The following is a 19,600-nucleotide window of genomic DNA, read 5'->3' on the forward strand; positions in this document are numbered from 1 at the left end:
TAACTATTGGTTGATACTCTTTACTAGCAGGATTTAGTATAGCATTACTTTGCCATCTTTTCAACATGTAAACGAAATATTTGTAACAAAAATGACACATTTCTGTTTTGGGTTCCTTATTGGTTGCTAAAAATAAGAAAGTCGATACGTTAACGAATCGACTTTTTTTATTTTAAGACTGCTGCTGCTAAGGCTTGTTGGATCTGGACAATATTTTTATCGCTCTTGAACTGTAAGATTTCTGCTGGTTCCATAGCAGACGATATCCAAATTTTTAATTCTGCATCTAAATCAAAATGACCAGATGTCTCAACGGTAAATCGAGAAATGGAACGATAAGGGATAGATTTGTAAGAGATTTTCTTTCCTGTCACCCCTTGTTTATCCACTAAAATCAACCGCTTTTCTGTAAATACTATCAAATCACGAATTAATGCGAATGCCAAGTCAACTTGTTCTCCTGGTACAAGCACATCTCGTAATTGCTCTTCAACTTTATTATTATCCTTTTGCGACGCATTTCCCAAAAGACCCGAAAATAATCCCATCTGCTTTCCTCGCTTTCTTCTTAATGACACTATTGTATCAAAAATAAAAAGAGCTTTCTGATTTTTACTGTCAAAAAAATACCTGGCAAAGCCAGGCATATGAAAAAGAAAAGTTATTTACGAGAATTCTAGTATAAACAAAGAATCTTAAATATATATTAAACACGAGATGAACTACCCTTATGCTACATTTCATCAAGTAATACCAAAAAATAGAAGAAAAATTATCCTACCAAGAAATCCCTCACTAGAGTAGATAAGAGAACAAAGATTTCTCATCTTACAATAAGTTATTTTTGCTTTCCAACATACGATTAATGGTCTGACAAACTTGATTCATACCTTTTGTGGCACTTGGCCATAAACCTACCGAATTAACAAAAGGATGTACCGTATCTTCAAGTAAGGTAAAGTTATAATTTGAACCAAGCGCTTTGAGGCGTTCCCCAAATTGCATCCCTTCGTCACGCAAAACATCAAACCCCGCTGAAAAAATATGAGTTTGTGGTAACTGCTTGAGTAGCGTATCATCAGCATATTTTGGACTAATCAGAGGATTCTTGACATCGTCGTCTGGGTTGACATAATGATTCTTGTACCAATGCATCTGATTTGCCGTTAAGAAATAACCTTCTTTAAATTCTTGATAAGAATCTGTTGACATATCCGCAAGATCAATTACTGGTACCAACGGTACTAAACCTAAAGGTAATTTTTTCTGGTTCATAATTCGATCTAAAGTAACCGTAAGGGTTAGATTTCCACCAGCTGAATCTCCCATTAGGATGATGTCATCCACCTCTATAGCATGATCAAGGAATGCGTCAATAGTTTTGACTGCACTAGGAAATTGGTGTTCTGGCGCCAAAGGATAACCTAAACTAATGATCTCAGCACCTGTTTGTTGAGCCAAATAAGCACATGTGGAATCATGCGAAGTAATCGATCCAAGAACCCATCCACCACCATGGATGAAAACAATTGTCCCTTTGTGACTTCCTTGATATCTGTAACGACGGATTGGAATCCCAGCTACATTTTCATCTTGTATGTCAATACCTCGTCGTGAGACAAAGTCAGCTAACTGACCTTCACGATCAATGGTTTTGCGTCCTTCTTCAAGTGACATCGTAATAAAATCATGATTAGTTTTGTTGAGAATACTTAAGGAAAGAGCAACCGCAGGGTCTAAATGATCTCCTTTTTGGTTCACCACTGGTTTTACAGCAGCTCCCAAAACACGGGTTGGTATCTTTGAAATTAAATAAGCTCCCAATTTTAAAGGATTAAAAGGTGTTGGTTGGATCATATTTTGCTTTCTATTTGGGATTAGCTTTGAAAATCTCTCCGTCCCATTTTAAGGTTTTTGTCTGCGAACCAATCTGATCGGAAAATTATTATTTTTCTTATCTTCCCTACATTTTTTCTTCTAACTTAACATCTGGATATTTGTCTGCGAACCAGCGAAGGGCAAAGTCGTTTTCAAAGAGGAAGACTGGTTGATCGTAACGATCTTTAGCTAAGATGTTTCGGCTTGAACTCATGCGTTCGTCAAGGTCTTCTGGCTTAATCCAACGTACGGTCTTTTTACCCATTGGTGTCATCACAACTTCTGCGTTATACTCGCCTTCCATGCGGTGTTTGAAAACTTCAAACTGAAGTTGACCGACGGCACCGAGCATATACTCACCTGTCTGATAGTTTTTATAAAGCTGAATCGCACCTTCTTGCACCAATTGCTCAATCCCTTTGTGGAAGGATTTTTGTTTCATGACATTTTTAGCAGCTACTTTCATGAAAATCTCTGGTGTAAAGGTTGGTAGTGGTTCAAATTCAAACTTGTTTTTACCAACTGTTAGGGTATCTCCAACTTGGTAAGTTCCCGTGTCATAAACCCCGATGATATCACCAGCAACAGCATTTTCGACATTTTCACGAGCTTCCGCCATAAACTGGGTCACGTTTGAAAGCTTAGCGCCTTTACCTGTGCGAGGGAGATTAACACCCATACCGCGTTCAAATTCACCCGAAACGATACGAACAAAAGCAATACGGTCACGGTGACGAGGGTCCATATTAGCTTGGATTTTAAAGACAAATCCAGAAAAGTCCTTATCTAGTGGATCAATCATCCTGTCTTCAGTAGTCTTATGACCATGTGGTTCTGGCGCAAATTCTAAGAAGGTATCAAGGAAGGTCTGTACACCAAAATTGGTAAGAGCTGAGCCAAAGAAGACCGGTGTTAAATCACCTTCCAAGATAGCTTCTTGTGAAAAATCATTACCTGCTTCACTTAAAAGCTCAATATCTTCTTTAGCTTGTTCATAGAAGGGATTGTTGGCAAAAAGCGTGTCACCATCAGCGATTTCCGCAAAGCGTTCATCCCCTTTATAAAGTTCTAGACGCTGGTTATGAATGTCATAGAGCCCTTCAAAAGCACGTCCCATACCAATTGGCCAGTTCATAGGATAAGAAGCAATTCCTAGAACTTCTTCTAATTCTTCCAAAAGATCTAGTGGTTCACGGCCATCACGGTCCAATTTATTGATAAAGGTAAAGACCGGAATATTACGGTATTTGACAACTTCAAAGAGTTTTTTCGTTTGCGCCTCGATACCCTTAGCAGAGTCCACGACCATGACAGCAGCATCCACAGCCATAAGGGTACGGTAGGTATCTTCTGAGAAATCCTCGTGACCTGGGGTATCCAAAATATTGACGCGTTTGCCAGCGTAGTCAAATTGCATGACAGATGATGTTACCGAAATACCACGTTGTTTCTCAATATCCATCCAGTCAGATTTGGCAAAATTTCCTGTTTTCTTCCCTTTGACAGTACCAGCTTCACGAAGCTCACCACCAAAATAGAGTAATTGTTCTGTAATCGTCGTTTTACCTGCATCCGGGTGAGAGATGATGGCAAAGGTACGACGGCGTTTGATTTCGTCTTGAATTGACATAGTTATCCTTTTCTAGTCAGTTAAATTGATTGATTTAGATGAGTTATAGCATTAATTTTTGCTTTGACTGCAACATAAAAAGAGCTGCATCGGTGGCAACTCTTTTATTATAGCTAAATCAAGTCTGTCTAGCAAGTCAAACTCTCACTGCCAAACGTTCCACTTCCCTTGACATAAGTGCTTGAACCAGTGTTATTAATATAGCGATGACTAGACTAACAACTAAGAAGTTCACCATGCCATTTTGACTTGCCAAAACTGGTGTTTCTCGTAAAAAGCCATAATTGGCTTGCAAAACCAGGTCAGCAAGACCAATCACCATATTCATAGCAAATGTTATTTGAAGAATGTTTTTAAAAGAAAGCTGGGTAGTAGAGTTGTTCTGATAGAGATAAATCAAAGCGTTGATTAGCAAGGCCATGTGTCCAAATACATAAGACAAGATGGTCAGGTGAGGAAATGGATAGGGATCAAAAACAGGATAAGAAAGAGCACAGATAGCACCTACAATTCCCAGATAAGCAAAATAAGCCTTTAACTTCCCCTTGGGTAGAAAGAGAATGGCTAGGGTCGCAATGCGGCAATGGTAAAAAGGAAGAGCTTCTGTGATATCAAAGTGAGCTAAGAGATACCAAGAATACAAGGCAATAATCTGACAATACTGCACTCTCTTCCAAAATGTTTGGTAAGCAGGCATCTTATAACAAATCCGTGTCATACCAATAGAAAGAAGGATTAAACTCATAAGAAAACTGTAAACAACCGGTGTTACTCTCGGAGCATGACTAGCTGTTCCTGTTATGATTGACATAATGTTGAACATAGGTACCTACTTAGCATTTTCTAGACTTGCTACAATATCAGCCAACTTCATAGAGTTACTACCTTTTAGTAAAATTTGGTCATTAGGCTCTAGCATTTCTTGAATCTTTGCTAAAAGATGGCTAAATTGATCCTCTGTATCCGTCTTTTGATAATAGTAAACATGTCCTATCGGAAACATTTGACTAGCCAGTTGAGCTAAATCTGCAATATCTTGACCGTAGAATAAGACCGTATCAATATACTCAGGAGACAAACTCATAATCATTTCATTGTGAAGTTGGACAGATTGTTCTCCCAATTCTTTCATATCAGCAAGTACAGCAATTTTCTTACCCCCTTCATTTCTAGGGATACTTGAAAAGGTTTCTAAAATTAGCTTCATAGCAGTTGGATTGGCATTGTAAACATCTGATAGGATATCGGCACCGTTGGCAGCTTTTTTCCACTCGGTACGATTCTTCGTTAGTTCTAAATCTCTAAAAGCTTGATAAATATCTTGATCAGATACCATCAATAACTTAGCCACATAGGCTGCTACCATAGCATTTGTCGCATTGTATTTTCCTGTAACAGGAAGAAATACGGACTCTTCTAAAAAGTTTGTCTTAAAGGTTAGGGATTCTTTAGCTTCTTCTAATTCCGTGATATAGATATCTTCATCCGCTCCAAATCGAATGGTCGTTTGATTTTGTTGTAAATAGGGGTTAATAATCGGATCAGCTGGAGCGATCAAGATACCATCGCTATCCATGCCATCCGTAATCTGCATTTTACCTTCCGCAATCTTGTCACGACTACCAAAGAATTCTAAGTGAGCTTCCGCTACCAGTGTCACAACGCCAATATGTGGCTTGGCAATGTCTGATAGTAGTTTAATGTCACCTAGATGATCCTGTCCCATTTCCAAGACCAGCTTTTCGGTATTGTCTGGCATGTGTAAGACTGTATAGGGCAAGCCAATCTCATTATTGTAATTGCCTTGTGTTTTGTAAGTATTGTATGTTGTTGACAAGAGCTGAGCAATCATATCTTTAGTCGTTGTTTTCCCATTTGATCCTGTTACAGCAATAACATCAACACGACTACGCTCAATATAATAACTGGCGAGGGTTTGAAAAGCTGTCAAACAGTCATCAACTAAGAGATAAGGATGACCTTCAATTTCTTTCTCAGAAAAAGTGGCTAAAGCACCATTCTCAAAAGCTATCTCAATAAAATCATGCCCATCACGCGCTCCTCTCAGAGGGAGGAAGATATCGCCATCAGTAATTTTTCGCGAATCAAACTCAATCTGACTCAGGTCAACATCTTCAAATGCTGTGATATCATTTTTAGCGCCAACAACTTTGGCGACCTCATGTAATCGCAATCTCATCTTACAATCCTTCTTCTTGTTCAATAATGTTTCCATTATATCATATTTTTCCCAAAGCTCTTTCAATGAGAAGAAAGACTTCTTATCTAACTGATTTCATAAAGGCTATGATGTCTTGCTATTTTCAAGACTTATGTTATGATAGATAAGATTGTTCTTTCAATCAACAGAGTAAATGATTTGCGTTAAGTGTATGTGAATGGGATGTTGTCACATAACGAAACGAAACGTGCGATAAATCATTGCATCCGCTGTTAGTTATATCTAAGTTCCTCCTAAAAGAGGACTAGATAGATCTTAACAGCTCCACTATTTTTTAAGGAGCTTTTTTATTATGAAAACGTTATTTGCTTTTCCAAAACTAAGCGTACGCCGTTTAGCAACCATCGGGATATTACTAGCACTTAGTTATCTGATTGGTCGATTTTCCATCACCATTATCCCCAAACAATTGGTGCTTAGTTTCACTTTTATTCTCGAAAGCATTATCGGTAGTATTTCTGGACCACTACTCGCTTTTTTGACCTTGGGTATTTTTGATGTTATCGATACTCTTTTCTCTGAGAAAGCTGGCATGTTCCTCATCGGTTGGACGATTATGGAAGCTATCCTGGGCTTCATCTACGGAGCATTCTTCTATGGGAAATCATTTTCTTGGTCGTCTAAGAAAGACTGGCTTTATGTGTCTCTAGCCATGACAGTCATTACTATCCTCGGAAGTTTTATCATGACACCTTGGTTGATCCAACACTATTATCATGTCCCTATTTTGGCACAATTCATCGCAGGACGTTGGATTAAGATCTTTGAGATTCCGATTCGTATTGTAGTAACGATGACTGTCTTATCTCAATTAACGCGTATTCCAGAATACCGCAAACTCTTAAACCCCAAAAATTAAGTCTCGATCAGCGCCTCATCCTACGCTGATCTTATCAAACAAAAAAGTTTCCGATTGGAAACTTTTTTGTTATTGCAAATGACTTTCACGCTTGTCATGCATCTCTTGTGCTAAACTGACCAACTCTTCAATCAGGTCAGCATAAGCTAGTCCCATATTTTCCCACAACAATGGGTACATTGACCACTGGGTAAAACCAGGCATAGTATTCAATTCATTCAAGAAGATTTCACCAGATTCTGTATAAAAGAAATCACAACGTGATAGACCACAACCACCAAGTGCTTTAAAGGCTTTTTCAGCATAGCTACGCATTTGTGTCATGACATCGGCTGGAATAGCAGCTGGAATAGCCATGGTAATCTTGTTATCAATGTATTTAGCCTTGTAATCATAAAAAGCAACATCTTTAACTACTTCACCAGCTTCCGTCGTTTTAACTTCTGTATTTCCTAAAATACCAACTTCAATCTCACGGGCATTAACCCCTTGTTCGATCAAAATACGACTATCAAACTTAAGAGCTTCAGCAATGGCTTCACGAAGTCCTGCTTCATCTTCTGCTTTGGAAATCCCCACAGATGATCCCATATTAGCTGGTTTCACAAAGATAGGGAAACTTAAAGTTGCCAAGCTATCTGAGATAGCCGCTTCCAAATCATCGCCTTCAATGTAAACTGTGTAAGCAACTTGGGGAACTCCTGTAGATTCAAGAATCTGTTTGGTAGTGATTTTATCCATGGCCACACTTGATGACAAAACATTTGTTCCAACATAAGGCATTCCTAAAACTTCTAAGAAGCCTTGCATAGAGCCATCTTCCCCCATTGGACCATGAAGCACTGGGAAAACAACCGCATTTTCTTCATAAATGTCCGACGGCTTGATTTTTTGTTCCAACTTGATGGTCTGGTTGGTCATCAAACTTTCAGTCTCGTCAGGCTGACTGGTAAATTCCTGAGTTTTTATAAAGTCACCTTTTTGAGAAATGAAATAGGTCTTTACTTGGAATTTATCATAATTAACAGCTCGCATAACACTTTGAGCAGACAAGACGGAAACTTCACGTTCAGCCGAACGACCACCATAGAGCAATACTAATGTTTGTTTAGCCATAACAACTCTTTTCTATCATTATTTTTTATAGTATTTTCGGCAAAATCCTAAAATGCCGATACTGGTTGAACTGACGTTCCTTATTGTATAGCCCTTTGACTATAGTAAGGTCTCAATCCTTTTTATCATATCATAATTCCAATAAAAGACAAAGCCTAGTCAAAGAATTCTGACCGATTTTGAAAAAAAGTTAATTCTCAAAGCCAGTGGTTTTAATGTGACCAAAAATCACAATCACAAGCTACCTTACCCTTGCTCTTATCAAGACTTATGAAAAAACGGAACTTAGTCTGAGACTAAATTCTGTTGAGTTTCCTAGATTTCTCAGAGTAAATTCCAGTTTGGTGGGAGCTAGAACTTACTTTGAAAATTTAGCGATTTTGCAAAAGAAAAGAGCCTAGATATGATTTAGACTCTTCTCCTTTTATAGTTCTGTCCGATTTTCAATAGCCCGTAACAAGGTAACTTCGTCAGCGTATTCAATATCTGAACCAACTGCTAAACCACGAGCCAGACGAGTAACTTTGATACCTGCTGGTTTTAGGACCCGAGAAATATACATAGAGGTTGCTTCCCCATCAGCCGTCGCATTGGTCGCAATAATAACTTCATTGATGGCACCATCCATCAAACGCGTAATGAGTGTCTTTAAATTAATATCATCAGGACTCACACCATTCATTGGCGAAATCAGTCCGTGTAAGACATGATAGAGCCCATGATATTCTTGGATTTTTTCCATTGCCGATACATCTTTTGATTCTTCGACAACGAGAAGCACTGACTGGTCACGACTCTCATCGGTACAAATGTTACAAGGATCATCATCTGTCAAATTACCACAGACAGAACAATAAGTTAATTCACGTTTAGCCGCTAACAAGTTTTTAGCAAATTCATTAACATCTTCATCAGACATCCCAATCGTGTAGAAAGCTAGACGAGTTGCTGTTTTAATACCAATACCGGGTAATTTTGAAAAACTATCAATTAATTTAGCTATTGGTGTTGGGTATAACACGTTGTTCTCCTCCAAGAAATATTATTGAGCATACTGAGACACATATAAATCAATGATGTCACGAGCTATGTATTGATGAATTTTTGAGAGATAATTAGAAGAATTAGGATACATGATACCAACAGCAATTTGATTATCCTGATCATAAGCAACTAGGTTTAAATTTACCGTACTTATCGTTAGACCATTATTATCTTTTGTAAAAGTCTCTGCAGTTCCTGTCTTTCCACTAATAACAGTATGTCGTCCTCTCATATCAGAACCTGTCGCAAGACTACTATTACTATTAACGACGTCATAGAAACCTTGGCGAATAATAGCCATTTGATCTGGTGTGATATTAACTTGATTTAGGGATTTAATATCAGCCCCTTTGATCAACTCACCCAAGTTATTATCATCTCGAGCACCATAAATACCTTCTACCAGATGAGCTGCCATTCGGTTACCATTGTTAGAAACAGTTGCAGCGTATTGTGCTAATTGTAAAGTGTTGTAGTTATCAAACTGCCCAAATGCTTCTGTCAATGTATTTGATACCGTATAGTTTCTCGGCGTAAAGCCTTCTGGAACGTTAGGAAGATCAATCCCAGTTGAAGTTCCCATACCATATTCAGCATTGGCTTTTCTAAGTTTTTCCATTGTTTCCTTGTAACCAGCTTCTGTTAGTGGCATATTATAAGTATAATTTTGCCCCATCATACGCAGAGCTAGTTGGACCATATAAGTATTTGAGGAATACTCCAACGCCTGTGTCGCTGTTATAGGCATCGAACCATTTGTAAACCAAGACTTAATACTAGTACTGTCCCCAGCAAAAACAATAGGCATATCAATGAGAGTTTCGTTACCAGCCAAGACACCATTTTGCCATCCAGCTGTCAAGGTAGCTCCTTTAACAATAGATCCCGGTGTAAACACTTCGTTGATAGTACCTAGGGCATTTGTCTCTATTTTCCCACTATCTTTTTGATGTGATAAACCTGCCATAGATAAGATAGCTCCCGTTTGAGGGTTCATAGCTACTGCATAAATCCCATCTGAATAACTAGCACTTCCTGAAGCTACTTCCGGTTCATAATAACGACGAAGAATAGACTCAACTTCTTCTTGAAAATCTGAATCAATGGTTAACTTGATATTATCTCCACGACTTCCTTTTGAAGTTATCTGCTCATCAATAACTTTGCCATTCTTATTCACAGTAATCGTCTTTGATTGATGCTTTCCTTGTAAAACTGACTCGTATTGTTTTTCAAGATATGAAATTCCTACCCGATCATTCATAGAATAACCCTTTTTAAGATAGGCAGCAGCATCCTCCGTAGGAAGCCCCATTTTTTCACTAGAAATACGACCTAACAAAGGAGCTAGACCACTAGTACTATCTTCTCTATCCCAACCATCTGTTACTGTGATCCCCAACAATGTAGCAGCATTATCAGAAAGAGTCTGTTGCTGCTGCTCTGTTAAATCTCCAACGATTAATCGACTGGTATCAAAAGTAGCCGTTCCATTCATCTGACTAAAAATAGCTACTTTTTTTAACGTTTCTTCATCAAAGTCAATAGCTTGATCAGAAACTGCCGCTACAGCATTTTGATAAATTTCCCAAGAGGATAGACTATTATTAAATTTGTCATACTTTTCATCATGCGCAAGACTATCGACAACTTTATCAAAATGTTCTTTAGTTGCTAAATAATAATCAATCTTATCGCGTTTGCTTACCTTGGTTTCTGTCAAGGTAACTATCTGTGCTAATTGATTAGCCATATCCTTTAAATACTCAGCCGTCATAGTATTGCTACGTGTGAAGGTTAAAATTTTTTGACTTTTATTTTTAGCTAGCAACCTGCCTTTTACATCATAAATTTGCCCACGTTCTGTCGCTGTTGATACGGTATAAGTCGTTGTTGCTCTGATTTTTTGAACATAAAAATCTTCATTGATCAGCTGCATATTCGCAAGACGAATCACTAAAATAGTAAACAAAACAACAACCGTCAAGAAAATCAAATAAAGCCTCCTTGCAATCAAAGGGAGGTTAAGATAATTAGTTTTTAAACGGTACAATAAATGTTTCAAGCTTCTTCTCCATGGCTGACAGATACTTTTTATTTTATCACAAATATTAATTAATAACGATATTCTAAGCGTCATAATAAAAAAGATTTTAGGCATTACTAAGACAGTAGCACTAGACATAGCTACTTTGAACAGCCTTACATCAAGCTGAGGAAAATATCGCTGTTACTAGCTAAACAAGCTGTTACGCATCTTATCTAAACTTACCAAATACGATAAAATAAAGGTATCAATTTTGAATAAACTCTGATAAGCATTACAGTATAATTTCTGAGGTTCAAAACTCAAAAATGTCACAGGAATGACTGACTGTTTGACCTTACCTACTCTGCTGATACAAGTCAAGGTTTGCTCATCTAAAAGTTCATTCATACTCGAAGAAACTCAAATTCTGACTAGAAAAGGAACTGCAGATAGAGCTGAAAGCCATCAAGGTATATTTGACAATGCCAGATTTTGATTTTCAATGAGTATCATTTAGCTATGTAAAATTTAAATTACTTTGTAGCAACAAAAAAAGGCCCGAATAGACCTTTTTTACACTATAAGAACAGACTAATATCTTCTAGGTAGCTTTTAACCAAGAATAACAGTTGCTTACTATCAGGCAACTGTAGGGAGATAAACTCACTTCTTCCCAAAATGTCCACCCTTACAATAAGCCACTAACAAACAGACAAACTACGATCCTGTCTGAGATATAGCGGAAAAACTATTCACCACCAAGGTAGTATTCAGCAGTAACGTTTAATTTTTCGTCAAATTCAAATACAAGTGGTGGGAAGTTAGGGATTTCAACATCCATGATTTCATCATCGTTCAATTGTTTGATGTGTTTGACAAGGGCACGAATTGAGTTACCGTGTGCACCTACAAAGACGTTTTTACCTTCTTTAAGAGCTGGCGCAATTTTATCTTCCCAATAAGGAAGCGCACGCTCAAGAGTTACTTTCAAGTTTTCAGCATCTGGAATAACGGCATCATCAAGCAAAGCGTAACGACGGTCAGTGTGTGCTGAGTGCTCGTCATCTTTAGCCATTTCTGGAGGCAATACATCGTATGAACGACGCCAGATGTGAACTTGCTCATCACCAAATTGTTCTGCTGCTTCTGCTTTGTTTTTACCAGTCAATCCACCGTAATGACGTTCGTTCAAGCGCCATGATTTTTCAGTTGGTACCCAAAGTTGATCAGCTGCTTCAAGAGCCAAGTTAGTTGTTTTGATAGCACGCTTCAATACTGATGTGAAAGCAAGATCAAATTCGATACCAGCTTCTTTGATCAATTTACCAGCGTCAATCGCTTGTTGTGTTCCTTTTTCTGAAAGATCTACGTCAGCCCAACCTGTGAAAAGGTTAGCTTTGTTCCATTCTGACTCACCGTGGCGAGCGAAAACTAATTTTACCATTAGAGTAACTCCTTTAGATTTTACGGACTAAGGTCATCCTTAATCACCTATTCTTGGCTAATGCCAATTACTCCTATATTTTACCCAAAAATGCACTAAAAATCTAGTAAAATCACAACTTTCTCTATGATAGCGTTTCCTTTGTTTTAAATCTTCTCTTCCATTATTTTTTTTAAAACACGAACCTTTTATTTTTTTCTCCAATAAAGACTTGCCCATCTTATATCTCGATGATAGAATAGAAAAAATTTGTCCAAAACACTGTACATCTCTGTGTCAAATGAGGAGGAAATTATGGTTTCAACATCAACACAAATTGGGAATTTTTACTTTGATAATTGCTTAATGAATGCAGCAGGAGTTCGCTGTATGACCATCGAGGATTTAGAAGCTATCCGTCATTCTAAAGCAGGTGCTTTTGTCACCAAAACTGCCACTTTAGAAGAACGTGCTGGTAACCCATCACCACGTATGGCAAGTACACCTCTTGGAACAATTAACTCTATGGGACTTCCTAACCAAGGATTCCCTTATTATTTAGATTATCTCCTATCTCTTCAAAAAAACGATCCTAACCAATCTAACATCTTATCTGTTGTTGGTATGTCTCAGATGGAAACACATGTTATTCTACAAACTATTCAAAATAGTGACTATCAGGGGCTTGTTGAGCTCAATCTCTCTTGTCCAAACGTTCCTGGTAAGCCACAGATAGCTTATGATTTTGACACTACCGAAAGTCTGCTGAAAGAAATCTTTACGTACTATAAGAAACCGCTAGGTGTCAAACTGCCTCCTTATTTTGACATCGTCCACTTTGACCAGATGGCTACTATTTTAAATAAATTTCCACTTACCTTCATCAACAGTGTTAACTCTATCGGAAACGGTCTAGTCATCAATGATGAGACTGTTGTCATCAAACCTAAAAATGGTTTTGGTGGTATTGGCGGTGATTACATTAAACCAACCGCTTTAGCTAATGTCCACGCCTTCTACCAACGCTTAAAACCATCCATTCAAATCATTGGTACCGGTGGTGTAAAATCTGGACGCGATGCCTTTGAACATATCCTCTGCGGTGCTAGCATGGTACAAATCGGTTCTGCTTTCGGCTACGAAGATGTTGCTATTTTCAAACGTATTCAAGAAGAACTACAAGCCATCATGAAAGATAAAGTTTATGAAAACCTGAATGATTTCCGAGGCAAACTGCATTATCTTGATTAATAACATGATACATACGCTAACTAAAAAACGAGCGCTGAATGAGCGTTCGTTTTTTTGCATACCTTGTCATTTTTATTACTCATTTGATTTCAAAATATGAAATTAGTTTCCTTTCTCTAGATAAGTAATCATTAGCTCATTAAGTCTGAACATCTTATACAAAAGAATCTTGTTCTGTCTAATCGATTTCTTAAAGTTTGGCACTGATAGAACATCAGCTGATAAGGTTAGCTAACATGCTCGTTTTTTTAAGCATTGACTTATTTAAAAGATCATAAAAAAATAATTCCTTAAAACAAGGAATCATCTTCTGCTTCGTCTTCTTCTTGACGTAATTCATCTTCTGTTTTTGAGGATATCTCTTCTGCTTCAGCGTTTGGATCTGGTTTAAATATACTAAATACCTTAATCAGAGCAATAGCTTTAAGAATTGAAAAAACAAGCAGAATGAGAGCAATCATTTGAATAGTTGACACGTCTCTTATAACCTTTCCTCATGTTTTTTTTGACAATGATGACAAATACCATAAATCACAAATTGACTTTTAGTAATCTGATAACCTGTTTGAGAAGCCGCTTCATGTGCAATATCTGGCAACTCAACTTCTAGATCGCTAATTTTTCCACAGATTTCACAAATAACATTAATATGATCGTGTCCCTTATAATCAAAATAGGTTGTTTTATCATTGGTCACTTTAATTTCTGAGACAAAGCCTTCATCAACTAAAACTCGGAGATTATTATAGACCGTAGCTAAACTGAGGCTAGGATACTCAGGGCAAAGATCTTCATAAATTTGTTCAGCACTAGGATGATGATTAGCAGCAATCATATAAGCTAAAATCGCTTTTCTAGATTCTGTAATCCGACTATGTTTCTTACGAAAATGAGTTAAAACAGCTTGATATTCTGCTTCTAATTCCTCTGTTAGCTCAATCACTACAATCACCTCCTATCTTTTTATTGTTCTATTATACGCCATTGGTTTTTAAAAAGAAACTGCGAGCCTCATTTGCCATATTATAGATATCAAAAATTAGCTTTAAGAGATCAGGATTTCTGTATCTCAATGTCCTGTTTCTTATTTTGAGTGACGCTTTTATATTTTTTTGCTATCATCACCTGCTTGAAATGACAGGATTGAGCAAGATAAGCAGTCCAAAATAACTCCTACACATCTTTGCTGTTCTATTTCTCTTTTTTAAGAAAATAGAAACCGACTTGACTAGATCCAATAATAATGAAGAAGACAATAACATTTAATAAGAGTGACCTAGGATGATGATTTTTATCTACTACTTGCTGATTAGTAAAACGATTAAATAAAGAAAATTGAGTCAGTAAATTGGAAAATTCTCGTCGGTGACGCTTTTTGCCTTTTGAAATCGTCCAATCTCGGTCCAGGCGTGATTGATTTGTCTGTTTACTGCTAGTAAACTGATCTTCCTTTGAAGTTAGCCAATTAGTTATCACCCTTTCTCCCCAGCTTAAATGACTCATCTCTAATTTTACATTAGGCATCATGTCTATAGGAGAAGGAGCTTTTCTTTCTGAAACCAAAGTATCAGTCCTATCCTGATAGAACGATTCCTCAGATTTTGGCTTATGTTCGAGGATATTAGGAACATGTTGCAAGCGAATTTCTGAAATTAAACTGAGATCAACCAACTCATCAACCCATACAGCCGTCACTGTTTCTTCTCGATCACCAAAACTGTCTACTTCTGGTAAAGGTTTTGAGATATATAGTAAATTGCTTGCTTTTATAATATTTAAGCGATACTCCGCCGAATTCTCTCTACCATCGGAATCCTTAACTTTTAGCATAACAAGATAAGCTCCAGAATTGGAAAATTTCAGTTTATAGTCTTCTTCTTTTAATTGGATCACTTCTCCAGTTTCAAGGTTTTTATAAGATAAATCAATTTTTACTGGAAGAGCTCCAACCGCTCCTGTACCACTATCCTCTTTATCAAAGATACTGATATTAGCTAATAAATCTACCAAAATATCAGTGTTAGCTTGGATACTTTCTTTTTCTATTACTATTTTAGGCGGCGTATTAATAATCCAATCAGCTACTGTGACCGAGAAACCTTCCTCATGATAAGCCGTTACAAAATACAACTTTTTATCACTTACTGTTATCTGTTCCTTTGTTACAGGAACATAAAGAATGATGGATCCATCATCCTTATTTGTTGACTTCACTAAAAATTTTCGGCTACCTATTTCAGGATCAAAAGATAGTGATTCTGCCACCCATGATTGTGAGTTGACATCATAAAAAATCGCGATATCAAGAGATTGACTTTCAGTCGCATTGGCTTCGCTAGTGTCTTTAGGAGAGGTATCTGCAAATTGAAGTTTTAAATAATTGACATTGGAAGAAATCACAATAGGTAAATCTCTTCTTGCAGTAGAGACAGGAAAATTCGCAACAGCTATTGTTCTAGAATCAATAGCATCACCTTGATTGTAATCTAAAGAAGACCACAAGTTAAAATGGTTGAGTTCTTCGTCGGTAATTGGCTTAGGTAGAGATGAGTCCGTACTCTCACTTTTATCATCATCTTCCAATTTTGGATCATTAACTTCTGGAGTTGACTCAGAAATATCTATTTTAGTTAAGTCTCCTTCATCAACCTCACCATCAATAGAGTCTACCTCTATACCATTACTAGGAAGTGTTTGCTCATTAACAGTTTCTTTGGATATATCCGAATTAGAAATCATCACTTCGGAAACTTCTGATGGCTGGGGGACATTGTCTCTTAAATTGTTAGCAGATACTCCTTGGGTGGCAACAAATGAGGATAGTGCAGTCAGGGTAACAGCTAATAGAACATCACGAGCCGTTCTAGCTAAGATAATTTTACGGCATGACAAAAACAAGGACCCTGCTTTTGCCCTTTTTAGAATCGTTTTACTCTGGCTAGTGCTTCTTTTTCGTTCCAATGCTCCTAACTTCTCTCTATCTTAGTATAATAATTATAGCGTAATTAATCAAAAAACACTATGTAAATATACCGTGTTATTTCTTATAGTGCTCAACTACTTTTTTGAGCAATTATTTAAAGAACTAACAAACATCTTGAAAGTCCAATTTTATACTCGAAGAAAATTAAAATCTGACTAGGAAAGGAGCCGAAGATAGAACCGAAGTTCATCAAGGTAAACTTGACAAGCTCAGATTTTGATTTTCAATAAGTATTAAAAACTAATCAGTGAGATCCTCTAGCATACCCTAGTCAGTCGTTTAGTAGAAAATAAAGTTCTCCTAAAAGATATCATGAATCGTGTGTGCCTTGCAGATGCAAAAACCATAACACAAATCTACACCCACATCACCAAGAAACTTAAGGAAAACTGGCAGAAATCATGGAAAATTACTGATTTTATGCCCCAAAAATGCCCCAAACACAGAAAAAACCTACTGCACAACGCCGAAACGTTGATACAATAGGCTTTTTAGAGCTGAATTATTTAACAGCGTCTTTAAGTGCTTTACCAGCTTTGAAAGCAGGAACTTTTGAAGCTGCGATTGAGATTTCTTCACCAGTTTGTGGGTTGCGACCTTTACGAGCTGCACGTTCACGAACTTCGAAGTTACCAAAACCGATAAGTTGTACTTTATCGCCTTTTGCAAGGAAACCTTCAATTGCTTCAAATACTGCATCAACTGCTGCAGCTGAATCCTTCTTAGTCAATTCAGTTGCTTCAGCAACTTTTGCGATCAAATCTTGTTTATTTGCCATTTTGAACAAATCCTCCATAAATTTTAAGCTTAATGCTTATTAACAACATCTATCATATCGGAAAAAGCTTATATGGTCAAGTATTTAACGTTTTGAGATAAGCTATTTCCTTATTTTTATAACCTTATGGTTCTTTGAAAAGATCGAAACTAATGCGATCATTAGCTAGGTTAAATTCTGTCGCTTTTGCATAAAGACCGTTTGACAATTTAATATCTTTCAATGACAAAATGATTTCAGATTTCTTTGGTTTAATTTCCAAGAATTTCGGAATATCATAAGCATTCGTAATATAAGTCAAGACTTCTTTTTTAGGAAGTGTTAATGTACCTGCTGACACCGATGTTACTTCCAATTGCACGTTTCCATTTTTTAGTACATAAGGTTCAAAATAAACATATAGAGGAATATCATATCCTAGCAGCTTGTAAGTCCCTTGAAACAAAACCTGGCTTGAAGTGGTATAAAACTCGTATTGTAAGCCTTTAGACTGGTATTCTTCCAGAAATGCTGCAGCGGTGTTATTTAATTCTTCTCGACTGGTGATAAAACTACCTGCTTTGATAGCAGCTCCTTCTTTGGAACTTGACACTTTACTAATGGATTGTTCCCTTGGCTGTATCACTCGATAGGCTATAACACCCACAAAAGCCATATTCATTGCTAATAAAATCAAGAAAAAATACTTCCATAAATTTGCCTTATTTTGTTTCATGTGTCTGACTAATCCTCTCCATAATAGCATCGGCCATGATACCATAACCTATATTATTGGGATGAAAATGATCTTCAGTAAATAAGGCATCATTGACAACTGTTGTACGTTCACCGGAAACTGAAACAACTCCTTCTTGCCCCTCAACACCTTTGTAAAGCTGATCGTTAATCCCAACAAAATAAACGCCATCGTAATCTGCTACTAATTGTTTCGTTTGCTCATTCCAATTATCAACAATATCCTGCATTTGAGTCATTTCTGGAAAATTGAGATAAAAGGGGTTGTAGATACCGACAATGTAAATTGGTAGTTCTGGATTACCTTTTCGAGCTAGTTTGATAATCTCTTTAACATTTTTTCGATAAGCTTTGGCTCCAGGCGTAAAACTATCCGTATCTAGGTGATCTAAATTCTCACGAATAACTTTCATCACATCGTTTCCCCCAACCGTCAAGGTCATCAGGTTAGCTGTTTTAAGATTCTTTTGAATTGCCTTTTGCTTTTTCATGCGATTCAAAATCTGGCGACTAGTATTTCCAGAAATACCATAGTTACTCGTTACTGTATCATAGCGATAGGTTTCATCTAGTCGTCTAGCCAAAAGAGGGACAAATCCCCCCTGATTGGTGGTATCTCCCACTCCTTGAGTGAGGGAATCACCAATAGCTAATAGATGAAATTTTCTCTGCTTTTCCTTTAAAAAGTCAGATTTTTTTAACTGTGAATCAGAAGTAGGTATAAAAAGCCAAAAAAGGATCGTAAATAATAAAAAACTCGCTAAGAAAATAGCAAGTCCGTTTCGCAAATTCTTATTCATAGCGCACCATAACTGCAAAAGCATCCTCACCCGTATGCGTCTGAATAATAGATCCCGTTTCTAAAACAGAAATGTCTTGCTTAACCAGTCCTTGTAGTTTATCTTTAAGAGTCATTGCAAAGTCTTTTTTGCCTGAATACGAAATGGCAATTTCCGCAACTTGTCTAGCTCCTAAATCAGAGACAAAAGTATCCACCCATTTTGTAAAAGTCTTTGCACCTCGCCCTTTAATCAGAGGATTAAGAGCATGATCTTTAAGTTCCATCAAAACACGAATATTCAAAAGAGAGCTCAAAAGACCAGTCACTCGCCCAATACGTCCTCCTTTGACAAGATTTTCTAAAGTAGACACACCAATATAAAGCTCCGTCTTCTGACGAACTGATTCAATATGAGACAAAATGGTCTCCAAATCTGCACCATCTTTAGCAAGTTTAGCCGCCTCAACAACTTGGAATTTCATCGCTTGATCAGTAAAGCCAGAATCAAGAATAGTCGCGTCTACTCCAGCAATCATTGCCCCTTGGCGAGCAGCTTCAACAGTACCAGATAAGGAGTGTGTCAAGTGGATAGAAACGATTTGCTCAGCACCATTTGCAACAAGATTCTCGTAAACTTCCGCAAATAAACCAACCGGTGGCTGGCTGGTCTTAGGCAAGTTCTTACCCGCCTTCATAAGTGACAAAAATTTTCCTTCTTCTTTAAGATCTTTATCTGAAAATAACTCGCCATCAATCATTACAGAAAGCGGAACAATGGTAATATCTAACGCTTCTACAATAGATGGTTCAATTGTAATGGATGAATCTGTTACGATTTTTATCTTACTCAT

Annotated in this window: 18 protein-coding genes, 1 pseudogene and 1 riboswitch; of the genes and pseudogenes, 3 read left to right on the top strand and 16 right to left on the bottom strand. The window is 37.2% G+C overall.

Annotated features, from left to right (window positions below; genetic code table 11):
* Positions 1 to 167: 167 nt before the first annotated feature.
* The 5 genes from C0J00_RS07380 to C0J00_RS07400 form a co-directional block, all read right to left on the bottom strand.
* Positions 168 to 548, bottom strand: coding sequence for a PH domain-containing protein (locus C0J00_RS07380; RefSeq protein ID WP_104968272.1), 381 nt, complete (start codon positions 546 to 548; stop codon positions 168 to 170).
* 280 nt (positions 549 to 828) lie between these two features.
* The gene (locus tag C0J00_RS07385) at positions 829 to 1,857 is read right to left on the bottom strand and encodes an alpha/beta hydrolase (protein WP_104968273.1); all 1,029 of its coding nucleotides are present in this window, start codon (positions 1,855 to 1,857) and stop codon (positions 829 to 831) included.
* Positions 1,858 to 1,963: 106 nt separating this feature from the next.
* Positions 1,964 to 3,508: a peptide chain release factor 3 gene (locus C0J00_RS07390; protein ID WP_104968274.1), complete on the bottom strand. Its 1,545-nt coding sequence runs from the start codon at positions 3,506 to 3,508 to the stop codon at positions 1,964 to 1,966.
* 136 nt (positions 3,509 to 3,644) lie between these two features.
* On the bottom strand, positions 3,645 to 4,319 hold the full coding sequence (locus tag C0J00_RS07395) for a YwaF family protein (RefSeq protein ID WP_233995832.1): 675 nt from the start codon (positions 4,317 to 4,319) through the stop codon (positions 3,645 to 3,647).
* Positions 4,320 to 4,337: 18 nt separating this feature from the next.
* A complete protein-coding gene (locus C0J00_RS07400) occupies positions 4,338 to 5,708 on the bottom strand; it encodes a UDP-N-acetylmuramoyl-tripeptide--D-alanyl-D-alanine ligase (protein WP_104968276.1) in 1,371 nt (456 codons plus the stop codon).
* A gap of 165 nt (positions 5,709 to 5,873) precedes the next feature.
* Positions 5,874 to 5,964, top strand: a riboswitch (THF riboswitch).
* Between the two features lie 78 nt (positions 5,965 to 6,042).
* Here C0J00_RS07400 and C0J00_RS07405 point away from each other — a divergent pair.
* Positions 6,043 to 6,609 carry a folate family ECF transporter S component gene (locus C0J00_RS07405; protein ID WP_104968277.1) on the top strand — a complete coding sequence of 189 codons (567 nt, stop codon included), beginning with the start codon at positions 6,043 to 6,045 and terminating at the stop codon, positions 6,607 to 6,609.
* A gap of 69 nt (positions 6,610 to 6,678) precedes the next feature.
* Here the strand turns inward: C0J00_RS07405 and C0J00_RS07410 are convergent, their stop codons facing one another.
* The 4 genes from C0J00_RS07410 to C0J00_RS07425 all read right to left on the bottom strand — a co-directional run bounded on the left by C0J00_RS07410 (position 6,679) and on the right by C0J00_RS07425 (position 12,242).
* Positions 6,679 to 7,725, bottom strand: a complete 1,047-nt coding sequence (locus tag C0J00_RS07410) for a D-alanine--D-alanine ligase (protein ID WP_104968278.1) — start codon at positions 7,723 to 7,725, stop codon at positions 6,679 to 6,681.
* A gap of 424 nt (positions 7,726 to 8,149) precedes the next feature.
* The gene (gene recR, locus C0J00_RS07415; RefSeq protein ID WP_104968279.1) at positions 8,150 to 8,746 is read right to left on the bottom strand and encodes a recombination mediator RecR; all 597 of its coding nucleotides are present in this window, start codon (positions 8,744 to 8,746) and stop codon (positions 8,150 to 8,152) included.
* A gap of 21 nt (positions 8,747 to 8,767) precedes the next feature.
* Positions 8,768 to 10,909, bottom strand: coding sequence for a penicillin-binding protein PBP2B (gene pbp2b / locus C0J00_RS07420; RefSeq protein WP_407697204.1), 2,142 nt, complete (start codon positions 10,907 to 10,909; stop codon positions 8,768 to 8,770).
* Positions 10,910 to 11,546: 637 nt separating this feature from the next.
* Complete coding sequence (locus tag C0J00_RS07425; protein ID WP_104968281.1) at positions 11,547 to 12,242, bottom strand: phosphoglycerate mutase; 696 nt, start codon at positions 12,240 to 12,242, stop codon at positions 11,547 to 11,549.
* A 294-nt stretch (positions 12,243 to 12,536) separates the two neighbouring features.
* On the opposite strand from C0J00_RS07425, the gene C0J00_RS07430 reads away from it, so the two are divergent.
* Positions 12,537 to 13,472, top strand: coding sequence for a dihydroorotate oxidase (locus C0J00_RS07430; protein WP_104968282.1), 936 nt, complete (start codon positions 12,537 to 12,539; stop codon positions 13,470 to 13,472).
* Between the two features lie 290 nt (positions 13,473 to 13,762).
* Here C0J00_RS07430 and C0J00_RS10455 read toward each other — a convergent pair whose 3' ends face one another.
* From C0J00_RS10455 to C0J00_RS07440, 3 genes are all read right to left on the bottom strand, one after another.
* Positions 13,763 to 13,948 (bottom strand): hypothetical protein, encoded by a 186-nt coding sequence (locus C0J00_RS10455; RefSeq protein WP_158667325.1) that lies wholly within the window; start codon positions 13,946 to 13,948, stop codon positions 13,763 to 13,765.
* Between the two features lie 5 nt (positions 13,949 to 13,953).
* Positions 13,954 to 14,415, bottom strand: coding sequence for a Fur family transcriptional regulator (locus C0J00_RS07435; RefSeq protein WP_104968283.1), 462 nt, complete (start codon positions 14,413 to 14,415; stop codon positions 13,954 to 13,956).
* A gap of 248 nt (positions 14,416 to 14,663) precedes the next feature.
* A complete protein-coding gene (locus C0J00_RS07440) occupies positions 14,664 to 16,433 on the bottom strand; it encodes a hypothetical protein (RefSeq protein ID WP_104968284.1) in 1,770 nt (589 codons plus the stop codon).
* A 283-nt stretch (positions 16,434 to 16,716) separates the two neighbouring features.
* Here C0J00_RS07440 and C0J00_RS10675 point away from each other — a divergent pair.
* Positions 16,717 to 16,871 (top strand): annotated as a pseudogene (locus C0J00_RS10675) (tyrosine-type recombinase/integrase); the annotation flags it as partial.
* Positions 16,872 to 16,957: 86 nt separating this feature from the next.
* Here C0J00_RS10675 and C0J00_RS07450 read toward each other — a convergent pair.
* The 4 genes from C0J00_RS07450 to C0J00_RS07465 all read right to left on the bottom strand — a co-directional run bounded on the left by C0J00_RS07450 (position 16,958) and on the right by C0J00_RS07465 (position 19,600).
* On the bottom strand, positions 16,958 to 17,233 hold the full coding sequence (locus C0J00_RS07450) for an HU family DNA-binding protein (RefSeq protein WP_017769711.1): 276 nt from the start codon (positions 17,231 to 17,233) through the stop codon (positions 16,958 to 16,960).
* Positions 17,234 to 17,357: 124 nt separating this feature from the next.
* Positions 17,358 to 17,948 carry a YpmS family protein gene (locus C0J00_RS07455; RefSeq protein WP_104968285.1) on the bottom strand — a complete coding sequence of 197 codons (591 nt, stop codon included), beginning with the start codon at positions 17,946 to 17,948 and terminating at the stop codon, positions 17,358 to 17,360.
* Complete coding sequence (locus C0J00_RS07460) at positions 17,935 to 18,768, bottom strand: SGNH/GDSL hydrolase family protein (protein WP_104968286.1); 834 nt, start codon at positions 18,766 to 18,768, stop codon at positions 17,935 to 17,937. Before C0J00_RS07460 ends, C0J00_RS07455 begins: the two co-directional genes overlap by 14 nt.
* The gene (locus tag C0J00_RS07465; protein WP_104968287.1) at positions 18,761 to 19,600 is read right to left on the bottom strand and encodes a DegV family protein; all 840 of its coding nucleotides are present in this window, start codon (positions 19,598 to 19,600) and stop codon (positions 18,761 to 18,763) included. The genes C0J00_RS07460 and C0J00_RS07465 overlap by 8 nt, the downstream gene beginning before the upstream one ends.

Source organism: Streptococcus pluranimalium (assembly GCF_002953735.1).
GTDB classification, from domain to species: domain Bacteria; phylum Bacillota; class Bacilli; order Lactobacillales; family Streptococcaceae; genus Streptococcus; species Streptococcus pluranimalium.